Source organism: Microbacterium sp. FG3 (assembly GCF_057809335.1).
The window spans coordinates 62482-78499 of sequence record NZ_JBMDJT010000007.1; the positions used below are offsets into that span (position 1 = coordinate 62482).

At 72.2% G+C, this 16018-nt stretch carries 15 protein-coding genes; 8 read left to right on the forward strand and 7 right to left on the reverse strand.

The window, feature by feature from the left end:
• Nucleotides 1–16 precede the first annotated feature (16 nt).
• Together ACODR5_RS04160 and ACODR5_RS04165 are read right to left on the reverse strand one after the other, a co-directional pair.
• Nucleotides 17–1531, reverse strand: coding sequence for an ABC transporter substrate-binding protein (locus ACODR5_RS04160; protein WP_449854358.1), 1515 nt, complete (start codon nucleotides 1529–1531; stop codon nucleotides 17–19).
• 23 nt (nucleotides 1532–1554) lie between these two features.
• Nucleotides 1555–2478, reverse strand: a complete 924-nt coding sequence (locus ACODR5_RS04165) for an alpha/beta fold hydrolase (protein WP_449854357.1) — start codon at nucleotides 2476–2478, stop codon at nucleotides 1555–1557.
• A 226-nt stretch (nucleotides 2479–2704) separates the two neighbouring features.
• Here ACODR5_RS04165 and ACODR5_RS04170 point away from each other — a divergent pair, with 226 nt between their 5' ends.
• Complete coding sequence (locus ACODR5_RS04170) at nucleotides 2705–3166, forward strand: carboxymuconolactone decarboxylase family protein (RefSeq protein WP_449854356.1); 462 nt, start codon at nucleotides 2705–2707, stop codon at nucleotides 3164–3166.
• Nucleotides 3167–3172: 6 nt separating this feature from the next.
• Here the strand turns inward: ACODR5_RS04170 and ACODR5_RS04175 are convergent, their stop codons facing one another.
• Both ACODR5_RS04175 and ACODR5_RS04180 read right to left on the reverse strand, forming a co-directional pair.
• Nucleotides 3173–4585: an amino acid permease gene (locus ACODR5_RS04175; protein ID WP_460817471.1), complete on the reverse strand. Its 1413-nt coding sequence runs from the start codon at nucleotides 4583–4585 to the stop codon at nucleotides 3173–3175.
• 73 nt (nucleotides 4586–4658) lie between these two features.
• Nucleotides 4659–6113 (reverse strand): helix-turn-helix domain-containing protein, encoded by a 1455-nt coding sequence (locus ACODR5_RS04180; protein ID WP_488982828.1) that lies wholly within the window; start codon nucleotides 6111–6113, stop codon nucleotides 4659–4661.
• Nucleotides 6114–6291: 178 nt separating this feature from the next.
• Between ACODR5_RS04180 and ACODR5_RS04185 the strand changes: the two genes are divergently transcribed.
• The 7 genes from ACODR5_RS04185 to ACODR5_RS04215 all read left to right on the forward strand — a co-directional run bounded on the left by ACODR5_RS04185 (nucleotide 6292) and on the right by ACODR5_RS04215 (nucleotide 10800).
• On the forward strand, nucleotides 6292–8076 hold the full coding sequence (locus ACODR5_RS04185) for a phosphoenolpyruvate carboxykinase (GTP) (protein ID WP_488982848.1): 1785 nt from the start codon (nucleotides 6292–6294) through the stop codon (nucleotides 8074–8076).
• A 172-nt stretch (nucleotides 8077–8248) separates the two neighbouring features.
• The gene (locus ACODR5_RS04190; protein WP_460817469.1) at nucleotides 8249–8542 is read left to right on the forward strand and encodes a WXG100 family type VII secretion target; all 294 of its coding nucleotides are present in this window, start codon (nucleotides 8249–8251) and stop codon (nucleotides 8540–8542) included.
• On the forward strand, nucleotides 8539–9090 hold the full coding sequence (locus ACODR5_RS04195) for a hypothetical protein (RefSeq protein ID WP_460817468.1): 552 nt from the start codon (nucleotides 8539–8541) through the stop codon (nucleotides 9088–9090). Before ACODR5_RS04190 ends, ACODR5_RS04195 begins: the two co-directional genes overlap by 4 nt.
• Complete coding sequence (locus ACODR5_RS04200; protein WP_460817467.1) at nucleotides 9083–9394, forward strand: hypothetical protein; 312 nt, start codon at nucleotides 9083–9085, stop codon at nucleotides 9392–9394. Before ACODR5_RS04195 ends, ACODR5_RS04200 begins: the two co-directional genes overlap by 8 nt.
• Before the next feature lie 2 nt (nucleotides 9395–9396).
• Nucleotides 9397–10146 carry a hypothetical protein gene (locus ACODR5_RS04205; RefSeq protein ID WP_460817465.1) on the forward strand — a complete coding sequence of 250 codons (750 nt, stop codon included), beginning with the start codon at nucleotides 9397–9399 and terminating at the stop codon, nucleotides 10144–10146.
• Complete coding sequence (locus tag ACODR5_RS04210) at nucleotides 10143–10397, forward strand: hypothetical protein (RefSeq protein ID WP_460817463.1); 255 nt, start codon at nucleotides 10143–10145, stop codon at nucleotides 10395–10397. The genes ACODR5_RS04205 and ACODR5_RS04210 overlap by 4 nt, the downstream gene beginning before the upstream one ends.
• Before the next feature lie 10 nt (nucleotides 10398–10407).
• A complete protein-coding gene (locus ACODR5_RS04215) occupies nucleotides 10408–10800 on the forward strand; it encodes a hypothetical protein (protein WP_488982829.1) in 393 nt (130 codons plus the stop codon).
• Nucleotides 10801–10821: 21 nt separating this feature from the next.
• On the opposite strand, the gene ACODR5_RS04220 is transcribed toward ACODR5_RS04215, so the two are convergent.
• The 3 genes from ACODR5_RS04220 to ACODR5_RS04230 all read right to left on the reverse strand — a co-directional run bounded on the left by ACODR5_RS04220 (nucleotide 10822) and on the right by ACODR5_RS04230 (nucleotide 16017).
• On the reverse strand, nucleotides 10822–12846 hold the full coding sequence (locus tag ACODR5_RS04220; protein WP_488982830.1) for a S9 family peptidase: 2025 nt from the start codon (nucleotides 12844–12846) through the stop codon (nucleotides 10822–10824).
• A 36-nt stretch (nucleotides 12847–12882) separates the two neighbouring features.
• Nucleotides 12883–13950 carry a winged helix DNA-binding domain-containing protein gene (locus ACODR5_RS04225; RefSeq protein ID WP_488982831.1) on the reverse strand — a complete coding sequence of 356 codons (1068 nt, stop codon included), beginning with the start codon at nucleotides 13948–13950 and terminating at the stop codon, nucleotides 12883–12885.
• Between the two features lie 123 nt (nucleotides 13951–14073).
• Nucleotides 14074–16017 carry an ABC transporter ATP-binding protein gene (locus tag ACODR5_RS04230; protein WP_488982832.1) on the reverse strand — a complete coding sequence of 648 codons (1944 nt, stop codon included), beginning with the start codon at nucleotides 16015–16017 and terminating at the stop codon, nucleotides 14074–14076.
• Nucleotide 16018 lies beyond the last annotated feature (1 nt).

The following is a 16018-nucleotide window of genomic DNA, read 5'->3' on the forward strand; positions in this document are numbered from 1 at the left end:
TCCTCCCCGGTGCGGATCAGCCGGCGAACGTCACGCCCGCCAGCGGCAGGCGGGTGCTCGTGGCGTCGGCGGGGAAGCCCTCGACGCCCGGGGCGACGGCGACGATGTCGGCGCGCGTGTAGAGCCAGTCGGCGGGGTGGTGCTCGGCGACGATCCGCGCGGCCTCGGCGAGCAGCTGCGCCGACGCGTCCGGGTCGGTCTCGCGCATCGCGTCGGCGTAGAGCCCCTGCACCTGCGCGAGCACCTCCTCGTCCGAGATGGCGTAGTAGTAGTCGGGGTCGGCCCACGTCTCGAAGTCGCGCGGCTCGACGTGGTTGACGTAGCTGAGCTCGTAGTCCTGGTTCGTGTACACGTCGTTCAGCCACGTCGAGAACTCGACCGGCTCGACGCGGAGGTTCACCCCGATGTCGTCGAACGCGCCCACCAGCAGCGTCGACACGGTGGTGCCGTACACGTTGGGGATCGTCAGCTCCAGCTCGAGGCCATCCGCTCCCGCCTCGGCCAGCAGCTCGCGGGCGCGCTCGGGGTCGTACGAGACGACGTCCGAGAGATCCTCGTAGCCGGGGTCGAGCTCGGGGATCGGGCCGAACTGCGGGATGCCGGCGCCGACGGTCTCGATGATCGCCTGGTGGTCGATCGCCATGCGCAGCGCCTCGCGCACCCGGATGTCGTCGAGCGGCGGCGCGGCGTCGTTGAAGGCGAGGATGAACTTGTCGGTCGTCAGTCCCTCGCTCACCTCGAACGAGCCCTCCAGCTCCGGCACGAACTCCGGATCGACGGCCGTGATCGCGTCGAGGGACCCGTCGAGCCCGGCGTTGACGAGTGCCGTGGCGTCGGGGATGTACTGCAGCACGACCTCGGCGACGCCCGCGGGCTCGCCCCAGTACGCGTCGTTGCGCGCGAGGGTGAGGTGGTCGCCGTCGACCCACTCGGCGACCGTGAACGGGCCGGTGCCGTTGGCGGCCGTGCGCAGGTCGGTCTCGTCGCCCTCGTCGAACACGAGCCCGGCGCGCCCGCCCAGCGCGAAGAGGAAGTTCTGATTCGGCTCGGCGAGCGTGACGACGACGGTCGAGTCGTCCGGCGCCTCGATCGAGGCGACGTTCGCGAACACCGCGTGGTCGACGTACGACTCGTCGGCGCGCACCGCCTCGAGCGAGGCGACGACGTCCGAGGTCGTCAGCGCGCCGCCGCCGTGGAACCTCACGCGCTCGGCGATCGTGAAGGTGTAGGTGAGGCCGTCGGGGGACACCTCGTACTCGGTGGCGAGGCGCGGCACGACCTCCCCCTCGGGCGTGCGGCTGACGAGGCCCTCGTACACGTTGTCGATGAGCGCCTGCTCCAGCGCCGCCCCCGAGGTGCGGCGGATGTCGAGGTTGTCGGGCTCCAGGATGAGCCCGACCCGCAGCGCGGCGTCCGGGTCGGCGGGCGCCGGCGACGGGTCGCCCGCCGAGCACGAGGCGAGTGCGAGCGCCGCGGCGAGCGCGGAGGCGACGGCGGCGGCGCGGACGCCGCGGCGAACGGGAAGCGACATGGGGGTCCTTTCGGGCGAGCGCGTCAGGCGACGCTCTCGGGTGCGGGGGAGGAGAGGGGGGAGCGGATGAGGGCGGCCAGCTCGACGGGGGCGACCTCCTGCACGTTGTGCGGGGCCTCGAGCTCGACGACGTCGGCGTGCGGCAGGCGCGAGCGGAACGTGTCGAGCGCGGCCGCGGAGACGAAGCCGCGCGTGCCGCGGACGAGGGTGAGAGGCGCGCGCACCGCCTCGAGGTCGGCCCAGCGCTCGCCGTCGTCGTCGCGCGCGGCGGGTGCGAGGGCGGAGGCGGCGATGCGGGCGAAGTGGTGCTTCCACTCGACGGTGCCGTCGGGCAGCACGCGCGAGTTCAGCACGACGCCGCGGCGGGCCTGCTCGCGCCCGCCGCCCAGGCCGAAGGCGACGACGTGGTCGAGCAGCTCCTCGCGCGAGGCGAACGAGAGCCGCTCGTAGAAGCGGCGCAGCTCGGCCGGGCCGGACTCGTCGATTCCGGGGGTGATGTCGACGAGCACGACGGCGCGCACGAGATCGGGCCGCGCGGCGGCGACCGCCGCGGCGGTGGCGCCGCCGAGCGACTGGCCGACGAGCACGACAGGCGCCTCGGCCCACTCCTCGATGCCGCGGATGACGTCGGGCGCGAGCACGCGCGGGGCGTAGGCCGCGTCGTCGCGCCACGACGAGTCGCCGTGGCCGGGCAGGTCGATCGCGAGGGTCGGCTCGCCGAGGGCCAGGGCCGTGGCGTCCCACGTGTGCGCGTTGAGGCCGGCGCCGTGCAGCAGCACGACCGCGGGCGCGCCCTCGCCGAGCGCGACGGCGCTGAGCGAGCGGCCGTCCGGCAGGCTCAGCGCGAGCCGGCGGGCGGGCGGCACCTCGGTGCCCAGATCGGCCGCCTGCGGCGCCAGGAACGAGAACTCGTCGATGTCGTCGTGGCGCGGGCTGTCAGAGCTCACAGCGGATCCCTTCGTGGCTGGCCGTGAATCGCTCCATTGTGAGGCCACCGCGCGCCCGCGTGGAAATCGCGGATCAAAGTGCCACGTAATGGTCCTGTCTATCTGTGCGAAGTGATCCCAAACAGCCTAGAAGGCTGTGCGAAGTGATTTCGGAGCGTGCGGCGCCGTGCGGGCGGTACTGTCGTCGCAGGCGGTCGGACCAGGCCGCGCAACCGAGGGAGGATCGATGGCCGAGAAGCGCGTGCACCTGTCGAAGGCGGCGCCCGAGGCGTACCAGGCGCTCGACGCCTTCGCCGACACGGCGGCCCGGATCGCGCGCGAGAACGGCGTGGACGAGCGGATGAAGGAGCTGGTGCTGCTGCACTGCTCGCAGCTGAACGGCTGCGCGTACTGCTCGCGCGTGCACGCCGACCGCGCCGCGAAGGCGGGCATCTCGTACGACGACCTCGCGCAGCTGCCCGTATGGCGCGAGTCCGGCGTGTTCTCCGAGCGCGAGCGCGCGGCGCTCGAGCTGGCCGAGGCGCTCACCTTCATCCACCGCGGCGGCATCTCGGACGACGTCTACCACCGCGTGGGCGGCGTGCTCAGCGAGCCCGAGTACGTGGGCGTGTGCTGGCTCGCCGTGGAGATCAACGCGTTCAACCGCATCGTCATCGCCGGGCGCTACCCGGTGCCGCCCCGCGGCTGAACCCCGTCAGCGCGTCTCGAGGCCGTGCGGCTCCGGCGCGCGCGTCTCCAGCTCGGGGCGGACGCGGCCCTTCGGCCCCACGAGGACCGCGTAGGCGATCGACAGCAGCGCGATCCAGATCGCGCCCACGACGAGGGCCGTGCGGCCCGACTCTGTGAAGGCCAGGATCACGACGACGAACGCCATGAACGCCAGCGCGACGAGGTTCGTCCACGGCCACAGCGGCATCGCGAAGCCCGCGCTCGGCGCGCCGTCGCGGGTCATCTCGCGGCGCATGCCATGGTGGGCGAGCAGGATCGAGGCCCACGTCAGCACCGTCGCGAACGTCGCGATCGAGGCGACGACGAGGAACAGCTGGTCGGGGATCAGCAGGTAGGCGCCCAGGCCCAGCACGGCGCACCCGGCGACGATCGCGACCGGCACGATCGGCACGCCCGAGCGCGACAGCCGCGTGAAGACCTTCGGCGCGTGATGCTGCTCGGCGAGGCCGTACATCGTGCGGCTCGCGGCGTAGGTGATGGAGTTCATCGCCGAGAGGGCGGCCGTGAGGACGACGAAGTTGAGGATGTGCGCCGCCGCCGGCACGCCGAGCGTGGCGAAGACCTGCACGAACGGCGACTCGCCGGAGCCGATCTCGGTCCACGGGATGAGCATGAGGATCACCGCGAGCGTCGCGACGTAGAACAGCAGGATGCGCACCGGCACCGTGTTCACGGCCTTCGGGATCGAGCGGGCGGGATCCGCCGTCTCGCCGGCCGTCATGCCGAGCGTCTCGATCCCGCCGAACGAGAACACGACGATGCCGAGGCTCATGACGATGCCCCACACGCCGAACGGCGCGAAGCCGCCCAGGTGGTCGAAGAGGTTGTGGGGCCCCGGCTCGAAGCCGCCCAGGCTCACGCCGAACACGATGAGGCCGAGACCGCCCACGATGAGCGCGACGATCGTGACGATCTTGATGAGCGTGAACCAGAACTCCAGCTCGCCGAACACCTTCACGCGCAGCAGGTTGAGCCCGCAGATCAGCGCGATGGCCGCCACCATCCAGACCCAGCCGGGGGTGTCCGGGTACCACATGCCCATGTAGCCGGCCGCGGCGGTCATGTCGGCGACGGCGACGACGATCATCTCGAACGTGAACGTCCAGCCCGTGAGGAAGCCCAGGAACGGGCTCACGTAGCGGCTCGTGTACTGGGCGAACGACCCCGCCACGGGGTGGCGCACGGCCATCTCGCCGAGGGCGCGCATCACGGCGAACGCCGCGCACCCCGCGATGAGGTAGGCGATCAGGACGGCGGGGCCGGCGGCCTGGATCGTCTCGGCCGAGCCGTAGAACAGGCCCGTGCCGATCGCGGTGCCGAGGGCGATGAAGCGGATGTGGCGCAGCGACAGGCTGCGACCGAGGCGATCAGAAGACACGGGTCTCGACGTTAGGCGATGCGCCCGACAGTCCGGTGTGCGACGCGGCCCGGGGCACGCAAGGGCGGGCCCGTCAGCTCTCGGCGTGGCGCTCGAGGAACTCGAACACCGTGCTGTCGTCGACACCCGGGAAGGTGCCGCGGGGGAGCGGGGTGAAGATGTGGGTGTGCACGCGGGCGCTCGGCCACGCCTTGCCCCGCCACCGATCGGCGAGCTCGCTCGGGGCGCGCCGGCAGCAGGCCTCGTCGGGGCACGTCGACGTCGCGCGGTTCTGCGTCTCGCGCCCGCGCCACCACCGCGCGTCGTCGAAGCGCACGCCCACCGTGATCGAGAAGTCGCCGTCGTCGCGCGATCCCGTCTGAGTCGAGCACCAGTACGTGCCGGCGGGGGTGTCGGTGTACTGGTGGTGCTCGGTCGTGCGGTTCTGCTGCTCGAATGCGTCGCGCGCCGAGAACTTGCGGCACACGATCTGGCCCTCGATCGATCCCGTCACGTCCTCGGGCAGCGGCAGGCCGTCGTTCTCGTACACGCGCTCGATCTGCCCGGCCGATCCGACGCGCAGGAAGTGCAGCGGCATGTCGAAGTGCGTCGTCATGAGGTTGGTCATGCGCATGGCCGCGGCCTCGTGTGTCACGCCGAACGCGTCGCGCAGGTCCTCGACGGCGAGGTTGCGGTCCTTCTTCGCCTGGCTCAGGAAGGCGACCGCCGCCGTCTCGGGCACGAGGCAGCACGACGCGTAGTAGTTGATCTCGAGGCGCTGCTGCAGGAAGTCGGCGTAGTCGGTGGGCGGCTGGTGGCCGAGCAGGCGGTGCGCCATGGCCTGCAGTGCCATGGAGCGCAGGCCGTGGCCGCCGGGGATCGAGGCGGGCGGCAGGTAGATGCGGCCGTTCTCGAGGTCGGTGATCGACCGGGTGGCGGAGGGCAGGTCGTTGACGTAGAGCAGCTCGAAGCCCAGCTGCTCGGCCATGATGCTCACGGTGCGGTGGCTGAGCGCCCCGCCCGTGTGGCCGGCCGCCGCCAGCTGCTTCTCGGCGAGCTTCTCGATCTCGGGCAGGTAGTTGCTCCGCTCGCGCATCCGCAGCCGCAGCTCGGTGTTGGCCCGCCGGGCCTCCTCCGGCGTGGCGATCGCCTCGCGCTCGCGGCGCTGCAGCTCGCGGTGCAGCCCGAGGATCGACTCGATCGTCTCGTCGCTGATCGACTTCGTCACGCGCACGGGCGGGATGCCCAGCTGCCGGAACACGGGGCTCGACTGGGCGCGCTCCAGCTCCAGCTCCAGCGCGGCCCGCCGATTGGGCGGCCCGCCCGAGATGAGATCGGTCACCGTCGTGCCCGTCGCCTCGGCGATGGCCTGCAGCAGCGAGAGCTTGGGCTCGCGCTTGCCGTTCTCGATGAGGCTGAGCTGGCTGCCCGCCACCCCCACGGTGGCGCCCAGCTCGTCGAGCGTGAGGTGCTGTTGCGTGCGGTAGTGCCGGATGCGGTGCCCGAGCGTGCGCAGCTCGAGTCCCTTCGAATCGGACGCCGAGGTCATTCCTTGAGCATATCTAAAGATCGGCGATTCTTTCGTGCGAATCGGACCGAAAGGGCGGGGAAGGGATGCCCATGCTGGAGACATCCCCGCCCATTCAGCGAAGGAGCTCACAGTGACGATCGACACGCACCCCGCCCCCACGGCTGCGGCCACCGCCCCGGCCGTCGAGGGGCGCGGCATGGCCGAGCTGCTCGCCTGGGTCGACGAGATCGCCGCCCTCACGAGGCCGGATCGCATCCGCTGGGTGTCGGGCTCGGCGCGCGAGCACGAGGAGCTGCTGGCCGAGATGGTCGAGGCCGGCACGCTGCTGCGGCTGAACGACGCCAAGCGCCCGAACTCGTTCCTGGCCCGCTCCGATCCCGACGACGTGGCCCGCCTCGAGTCGCGCACCTTCGTCTGCTCCGAGCGGCGGGACGACGCCGGGCCCACCAACAACTGGATGGCGCCCGACGCGATGCGCGCGACGCTGAACCCGCTCTTCGAGGGCTCGATGCGCGGGCGCACGATGTACGTCGTGCCGTTCTCGATGGGCAAGGTCGGCGGTCCGATCTCGCAGCTCGGCGTGCAGCTGACCGACAGCCCGTACGCGGTCGCGTCGATCGAGATCATGACGCGCGTGGGCGACGAGGTCGTCGAGCTCATCGCGGGCGGCGAGCCGTTCGTCCGCACCGTGCACAGCGTCGGCGCGCCGCTCATCGGCGGCGCGGACGACGTGGCCTGGCCCTCGAACCCCGAGAAGTACATCGTGCACTTCCCCGACACGCTCGAGGTCTGGTCGTTCGGATCGGGCTACGGCGGCAACGCGATCCTCGCGAAGAAGTGCTACGCGCTGCGCATCGCCTCGGTGCTCGGGCGCGACCAGGGCTGGATGGCCGAGCACATGCTGCTCATCCGCGTGATCGATCCGGAGGGGCGCGCCTTCCACGTGGCGGCGGCGTTCCCCTCGGCATGCGGCAAGACGAATCTCGCCATGCTGCGCCCGACCATCCCCGGGTGGCGGGTCGAGACGCTCGGCGACGACATCACGTGGATCCGCCCGGGCGAGGACGGCCGGCTGTGGGCGATCAACCCCGAGGCCGGGTTCTTCGGCGTCGCGCCCGGCACCGGCGCATCGACGAACGTCACGGCCGTCGAGACGCTGCGACGCGACGTCATCTTCACCAACGTGGCCCTCACCGACGACGGCGACGTGTGGTGGGAGGGGCTCACGGACGAGCCGCCCGCACACCTGATCGACTGGCGCGGCGAGGACTGGACGCCGGGCTCCGGGCGGCCCGCCGCGCATCCCAACGCGCGTTTCACCGTGTCGGCCGCGCAGGCGCCGTCGATCGCGCCCGACTGGGAGGAGGCCGTGCCGCTCGACGTCATCCTCTTCGGCGGGCGCCGCGCGACGAACGTGCCGCTCGTGGTGGAGGCCTTCGACTGGGAGCACGGCGTGTTCCTGGGATCGACGATCTCGTCGGAGCGTACGGCGGCCGCCGAGGGCACGGTGGGCGAGCTGCGCCGCGATCCGTTCGCCATGATGCCGTTCTGCGGCTACAACATGGCCGACTACTTCGCGCACTGGATCGAGATGGGCGGGCGGGTGGCATCGCCGCCGGCCGTCTTCCAGGTGAACTGGTTCCGCAAGGGCGCCGACGGGCGCCTGCTGTGGCCCGGGTTCGGCGACAACGCGCGCGTGATCGAGTGGATCATCCGGCGCCTGACGGGCGAGGCCGGTGCCGTCGACTCGCCGATCGGGCGACTGCCCGAGGCGGGCGCGCTGAACCTCGAGGGGGTCGACGTCGCGACCGCCGACCTCGACGAGCTGTTCGCCGTCGATCCCGACTCCTGGCTGGCCGAGGCCGACCTGACCGAGGCGTTCTTCGACACGTTCGGCGATCGTGTGCCGGCCGCGCTGCGCGCGCAGCTGGCCGCGCTGCGCGAGCGTCTGAAAGCCGCGAAGGCCTGGACCGCACGCTAGGTCCTTCGCCCGCGCGCTCCGGACCGCACGCCGGGGCCCGCACACACAGCGGCCCGACCCTTTCCGATCCGAGGGGCGGGCCGCTTCCTCCCTGCGGCGCGCGCGCGGCAGGGGAGCGACGGGGCAGAAGTGCCCATCGAGAGGTGGCGGCCGCGCTCGATAGCATGCCGACATGGCGGACAGCATCGAGGTGGAGATCGACGATCTCGAGACCGCGGGAGAGGACATCCTCACCGCGAGCGAGACGCTTCAGACGGACATCGACAACCTGGATCGCGACCTGAACTTCCTGCGGTCGGACTGGACGGGCGACGCGTCGGACGCGTTCTTCGCGTCCTTCGGGGCGTGGAGCACCGACATGACCGCGTCCGTGGCGACGCTCCGGCGGATCGGGTCGACGCTCGTCACCGCCGCCGAGAAGTACTCGACGACCGAGGATGGGGTCATCCTGGAGTGCGGCGGATGAGCGCGCAGGGGCAGCCCGACATCCTGAAGCGCCTGAACGCGTTCACCGAGCGCGCGAACGCCGCCGTCGAGAACCTCAAGCGCACACAGGACCGGCTCAACGAGCTCGTGCCCCGGCCCGAGGTGACCTCGGTGACCGCGGAGGTGGAGCCCGACGGGCGTCTCGTCGATCTGCAGATCACGCGCGGCGCGAGGATGTCGCTGTCCGCCGAGGAGCTGGCGCGCGAGATCGTCGCCGCCGTGGGGCTCGCCACCGCGGAGCGGGATGCCCTGGGCATCTCGGCCGTGAAGGCCGACGCCGCCCGCGCCGGCATCGACGTGCACGACCTGATCACGCGGCTGTTCGACCAGGCGCAGTCCGGCGGGCCCGAGACCTACTGGACGCCGCAGCGGACCGTGGGGATCGTCATGATCGGCACGCTCATCCACACCATCGAGTTCAACATGGGCTGGCTCGAGGCATCCACCGAGTCGGCGATCGAGAACGAGGTCATGCGCGCCGCGACCGACGCGTGGCGCCAGGCGAAGGGGGAGGCGACGAATGGCTGACGAGTTCGAGGTGCTGCCGAGCATCCTGGAGGACGACGCGGAGAAGTGGCAGGGATGGCACGACGACATCGTCGCCATCAAGGACGCCATCCCGGACGTGCCGGCCGCGGCGTTCTCGTTCATCACGGGGGCCGACGCCGTGCGCGAGGCCTACGGGGTCGCCGTCGCCGGACTGCGCTCGGGCCTCGACGCCGGCGCCACGGAGTTCCAGGGCATCGCCGACAAGCTCCGCTGGGCCGCCGGCCAGTACACCAGCACGGAGGCGGACGTCACCGCCTCCTTCCAAGCGATCGAGGTGGAGTGATCATGGCACCCGAGTTCGTCGCCGAGCAGATCCTGAAGACCTGCGACCAGGTGGAGAAGCACCTCGACGCGATCATGGCGTCCGCGCCAGGTGCGATCCGAACCATCCTCGACAACGCGCGCCCGTTCGGCCTGCCGCTGCCGGACTTCGTGAAGGACACCGCCTACGGCCTCATCATGGATGCGCTGCGGGAGCTCGAGAAGGTGGTCCGCGAGGCGATCGCGTTCTTCCGCGAGCTGGCGATGAACGTCGGCACGCCGTCCGTCCTGAGAGACGCCGCGGATGCGTACGAGGCGGGGGTGCTCACGCCGGGCACGACGCTGGCCGGCGCGATCAAACCCTCGGACCTGAGCGCCAATGACAGCGAGTACTGGGACTCCGATGCGGCGGACGGCTACGACGACGCCATCGCCGAGCAGATGGGGGCGGTCGATGCGGTGCCCGAGACGGCGCGCGCCATGGTCCAGGTGCTCAACGGCATGGCCGACTCCATCGACGGCTTCTACGACAGCCTCGACGTCGCGGTGGTCTCGCTCGCGCTCGCGGTCGCGGGCTTCGTGCTCGCCGTGCTGACCCTCGAGACGGTGGTCGTGGCCATCATCGCGCTCATCGTGGCGATCATCTCGCTCATCGTGGCGATCATCAGCCTCGTGATGACGTTCATGACCGCGGCGAGCACGAACGCCACGCTCGCCGCGAACCTCACCGCGACGCCCGCGATCGACTGGCCGCAGACCGCCTTCGCGGCGTGACGCCGCCTCGGGGCATCGCCATGACGGAGGCTCCTCGATCCCGGCGATGGTTCGCCGCCGCCGCGCTCGTCCTCGTGGCGGCCGCGGTGGTGCAGACGGTGCTCGCGGTCGTGGCGGTCGCCCAGCAGGGCGCGTGGGCGGCGCAGGCCGCGCTCGCGCTGATCACGTGGATGCTCGCCTACCTGGCATGGGTGCAGCTGCGCCTGCAGCGGCGGCGGGACGGCATCCGACCCCCTCGAGACACGAGATGAGGCGATGACCATGACCGGCATGCCCCCACACGCCCCGAACGGCGGCCCGCCCCCGGGCTTCTACCCGTACGCCGACGTCCAGGCGCAGCTGCGCTGGTGGAACGGCTACGCGTGGGAGGACAGGTGGCAGCAGGTGCCCGAGCCGGGCAAGCGGTTCACGTGGGGCACGGGCAACGGCACGGCGCAGGTGGTCGGAGGCAGCATCATCGCCGGGTTCCTGGGCCTGCTGCTGATCGTCGGGCTCTTCAGCCTGGCGGCGGTCGAGGACGGCATCGACCTGCTCATCGCGCTTCTGTGGATCATCGGCCCGCTGCTCATGATGGTCGCGGCCGCCGCGGTCATCTACAACGGACGCGTCGCGATCCGGCGCCAGCGCGACCGGGAGCGCGTCGGCTCCCGCTGATCCCCGGCGGAGCGTCGCGGATCAGCCCAGCAGCTCGGGGTGCGACGGCTCCTCGCCGAGCACGTGCTGGGCGAGGAACGCGAAGACCGTCTCGTACCAGAGCTTCGCGTGCTGCGGCGTGAGGACCCAGTGGTTCTCGTTCGGGAAGTACAGGAACCGGTGCGGCATCTCGCCCTCCGGCGTGGCGTGGTGCAGGTACAGGTCGCTCCACAGGCGCAGGCCCTCGCCGATCGGCACGCGGTAGTCCTTGTCGCCGTGGATCACGAGCATCGGTGTGCGGATGTCCTCGACGAACCGGTGCGGGGAGTTCTCGACGAGGCCCTCGGGCGTGAAGGTCGACAGCCAGTAGGTGGGCATGTCGGTGGTGCCGCTGAACTGGTCGAGCGCCCACAGGCTCGCGTGCGTCACGATCGCGCGGAAGCGGTCGGTGTGGCCCGCGACCCAGTTGGCCATGTAGCCGCCGAACGATCCGCCCATCGCCGCCGTGCGCGTCTCGTCGATGTCGGGGCGGGCCTCCACGGCGTCGGTGATCGCCATGAGGTCGGTGTAGGGCTTGCCGCCCCAGGCGTTCCAGCCGCGGGCGATGAAGTCCCGGCCGTAGCCGGTGGACAGGGCGGGATCGGGCAGCAGCACGGCGTAGCCCCTGGCGACCATCAGCTGCGGCGTCCAGCGCCAGCTCCACGCGTTCCAGCTGTTCAGCGGCCCGCCGTGGATCCACAGCAGCAGGGGTGCGGGCGCCGTCGCGCCGGCGGGCTTCAGCAGCCAGCCGCGCACGCGCGCGCCGTCCTCGGCGGTGGTCTCGACCTCCTCCATCGTCGCGATGGGGTCCGGGATCGGCGCGGGCGTCGGCAGCGGGGTCACGGATCCGTCCGCCGCGATGCGCACGGGGTGCGGCGGTTCGATCCAGTTCGAGCGCAGCGCCGTGATCGTGCCGTCGTCGGCGACGTCGACCGAGGAGTACGCGTAGTCGTCGTTCGTGAGCCGGGTGGGGGTCGATCCGTCCAGCGGGATGCGGAAGACGGGGCCGCGGCCGTCGTGATCGGCGGTCGCGATGAGCGCGGCGTCGTCGGCGGCGAAGCGGAACGACGACGGCCAGCGGTCCCACTCGGGGGCGAGGCGGACCGGGTCGGATCCGTCGATCCCGGCGATCCACAGCTCGGAGTCGGACGGGGCCTCCGGCGTCGCGAGAGCGGCGCGGAGGTAGGCGAGGCGGGTGCCGTCGCGGCTGACGACGGGGCTCTCGTACTCGAAGCCCGGCTCGGTGAGGACGGTCGTGCGCTCTCCGGTGGCGACGTCGATCGCGACGAGGTCGCTCGTGAAGGCGCGGTCCTCGATGCGGCGGAGGGCGGTGATGAGGGTGCGGCCGTCGGGCGTGATCGATTGCCCGGCGTTCTCGAGCGTGCGGCCGGGCTTCGGCGTGAGGTCGCGCAGGGTGGGACGCGGGCTCTGGCCGGCGGCGGGCGCCGCGGTCAGCTCGCCGTCGACGGCGAGCAGGTGCGGCTCGGCCGGCCCGAGGTCGTGGTCCCAGAAGCGCACGGGCAGCGACGCGTGCAGGATCGCCTGCACCTTCAGGTCCTTGCGCTTCTTGCGCAGCTCGGCCTCGGCCTCCAGATCCTCCGCGCCCGGCAGCAGGCCGGCCGAGAGGACGACGGTGCCGGCCTCGTGCGCCACGGCGGCGATCTGCCCGACCCCGCCCGCCAGCGACGTGAGCGCGCGGGCCTCGCCGCCCTCGCGCGGCAGCAGCCACAGCTGCGGCTTGTCCTCCGGGGCGTCCTTGTCCTCGGCGTCGGGACGGGCGGAGGTGAACAGCAGGTCGCCGGAGGGCAGGAAGGCCGCCCCGGCCTCGCCCTTGGCCGAGCGCGTCAGCCGAACGGGCGCGCCCGCGGCGCTCACGGGGACGCGCCAGATCGCGCGCTCCCACGCGGTGCGGTCGGCGCTCAGCGTGGCGACGGTGGCGGCGGCCCACGTGCCGTCGGGGGAGAGGGCGAGGGCCTCCACGCGGGGCAGGGCGATGAACTGATCGAGGTCGTCGTACGGCGCGGTCATGGCTCCACCGTATCGGCGGCGTGTGACGGCCCGGCGTCAGCCGCGCAGGGCCGCCATCGCACGATCGAGCGCGACGCGGATCGCTTCCTCGGGCGCCGGGTGCATCAGCTCGAACGCGGGCTCGACGGTCGCGCGCTCCGCCGGCGGCGGGGGCTTCCAGAGCGCGACGACCTCGCCCTCGTGCAGCAGCAGCGCGCGGACCATGCCGTTCTTGCCGGGCCCCGCGGCCGCCATGACGTCGAACGACGCCACGCGTGAGCGGTCGGCGTAGGCGATGTAGTACTCCTCGAACGTCGGCAGCGCGTGCGTCGCGGCGGCGCCCGGGGCGCGCCGCGGGGCGGCGGCCGAGGCGAAGAGCATCTCGCCGCCGACCGCGATCGTGGCGAGGCGATCGGCCGCGGCCGCCGCGGCCCGGCGCGCGTCGCCCTTGGTGAGCCCGGCCCACCACGCGAAGTCCTCGGGGCTCGCGGGCCCGTGGCCCTCGATGTACCGCACGAACAGCTCGGCGAGCGGATCGTCCGGGGCGTCGTGCTGGCCGATCCACTCGTCGACGAGCACGATCCGCTGCTCGCGGGGCTCGAATCCGTCGCGCCGGACCGTGGGGCCCCAGCAGATGAGGCCGCGCAGCGCGATGTGGAACAGCAGGTGGTAGCCGCGCCCCTCGGTGGTGGGGATGCCGGCGGCCTCCCAGAGCGCGAGCGCCTCGGCGCGGGTGAGCGCGCCGCCGCCGCGCAGGGCGCCGACGAGCGCGTCGGTGGCGCGGGCGATGGTGCCGTCGTCGAGGCCGAGCTGGGCGCGCCGGGTCGCGCTCTGGGCGAGCGTGCGCGCGGCCGTGACCGAGAGCACCCAGCGCAGGTCGCCCGCGGGGATGGTGTGCAGCGTGCCGCGCTGCGTCCACGCCCGCACGAGGTCGCCCCGGTCGTACGCCGCGTCGACCTGCGACGCCCGGCCGCCGCGGGAGCGCGCGGCGAGGGCGAGGCGCCCGCCCCAGTAGTCCTGCGACTGCACGCACAGCAGGTGCCGGGCGGCGTCGGTCACCGTGCGCGCCGGGGCGGTGAGCCGGTGGTGGCGCAACCGCAGCGCCCGCAGCCTCGCGAGGTCCATGCGCCCATCCTGCCGGTGGGGTCGGACACTGCGAAAGATTCCTGTGGTCGCACCTCTCGGTCGCTGAACGGAGCGGCCGGAGGCCGCGGAGATGAAGCGACCAGCGCGAGCCGCCCGCGAACCTCACACGAGCAGCTGGTGCTTGGCGAGGTCACGGTACAGCGGCGTGGACTCGACGAGCTCGCTGTGGGTGCCCTGCCCGACGACGCGGCCCTTGTCGAGCACGACGATCCGGTCGCTGTCGACGACCGTCGACAGGCGGTGCGCGATGACGAGCAGCGTGCGGCCCTCCGCGACCGCGTCGATCGCCTCGCGCATACGCTGCTCGTTGACGCCGTCGAGCGACGACGTCGACTCGTCCAGCAGCAGGATCGGCGGCGCGGCCAGCAGCGCGCGGGCGATCGCGAGGCGCTGGCGCTCGCCCCCCGAGAGCATCACGCCGTCCTCGCCGACGGGGGTGTCGATGCCCGCGGGGGAGCGGTCGATGACGTCGCCGAGGTTCACCTGCCGCAGCACGCGCTCGCACTCCTCATCGCCGGCATCGGGCGAGGCGAGACGCAGGTTGTCGGCGATCGTGCCGGCGAGCGTGGGGGCGTCCTGCTCCACGTAGCCGAAGCGGGCGCGCAGCTCGTCGCGCGGCAGGTCGCGGATGTCGGCGCCGCCGATCCGGATCGTGCCCTCGGTGGGGTCGTAGAAGCGCTCGATGAGCGCGAGGATCGTCGACTTCCCGGCGCCCGAGGGGCCGACGAGGGCGACGCGCGTGCCGACGGGCACCTCGAACGAGACGCCGCGCAGCACCTCGCGCGGCTCGTCGCCCGCGGTGATCGACTCCGTATCGAGATGCGCCTCGGCTGCGAGGCTCAGCGCCTCCTTCTCGGCCTCGGTGCGCGCCGCGACCGCGGCCTCGGGGTAGCGGAACCGCACGTCCTCGAACGCGATCGCCGGGGCATCACTGCACAACGAAGGAGATCCGGCCGCGGCCGGGCCCGATTCGGGCCCTGCCATGCGCGGGGCCCCGCCGTCTTCCTTCGTTGTGCCGGAGGGCGCCCGGTCGCCGTCGGACTCGAGGGGCAGGTCCAGCACCTCCTGGATGCGGCCGAGCGCGCCGAGCGCCTGGCCGACCGAGGTCATGGCCCCGAAGAACGACGCGAGCGGCATGACCATGAGGAACAGGAACATCACGAACGTGACGAGACTCGCGATCGAGATCGCGTCCGAGGCCACGCGGAAGCCGCCCACGCCCAGCACGACGAGCATCGAGGCCTGCATCGCGACGCTCGCGACGGGCACCACGAGGGCCGAGGCCTTCGCGACCTTCACCCCCGCCCCGTATGCCGCCTCGGCCATACGCGCCACCGACGCCTTCTCGCGCTCTGTCGCGCCCGCCGCCCGCACGGTGCGGATCGCGCCGATCGCCCGCTCGACGCCCGAGGTCAGCTCGCCCACCCGCTCCTGCTGCTCGGCCGTGGCGCTGCGGATGCGCCCGCTGAGCGACGCGACGAGCGCCACGGCGACGACGAGGACGCCGATGATCGACAGCAGCAGGATCGGATCGATGAAGATCATCGCGACGAGCGCGCCGATGAACAGCAGCGCGTTGCCGACGCTGTCGGCCAGGCCCTGCGTGAGCACGGCGTAGAGCATCGTGGTGTCGGTGCCCACGCGCGAGACGAGGTCGCCCGTGCGCCGCGCGTCGAACTCGCTGATGGGCAGGTGCAGGATGTGCGCGATGAGGCGCCGGCGGCTGGAGAACACGATGGCCGTGCCCGTGCGCTGCAGCAGGTAATGCTGGTAGGCGCCCACCGCCGAGGCCACGATGACGAGCCCGACGAGCAGCCAGACGATGCCGCCCAGCGCCTCGCCGATCTGCACGCGTTCGATGACCCGGCCGATGAGCAGCGGCTGCACGAGGGTGAACACCGCCTCGATGACGCTGAGCACCGCGACGACGATCAGCACCGCCTTGTGCTCGAAGAGGAACGGCAGCAGCTGGCGGAAGGTGGCACGCGGCCCCTCCTGGGGCTGCGGGCGGCGGAACGGGGAGCGGCGGGGCGCATCGGTGCTCACG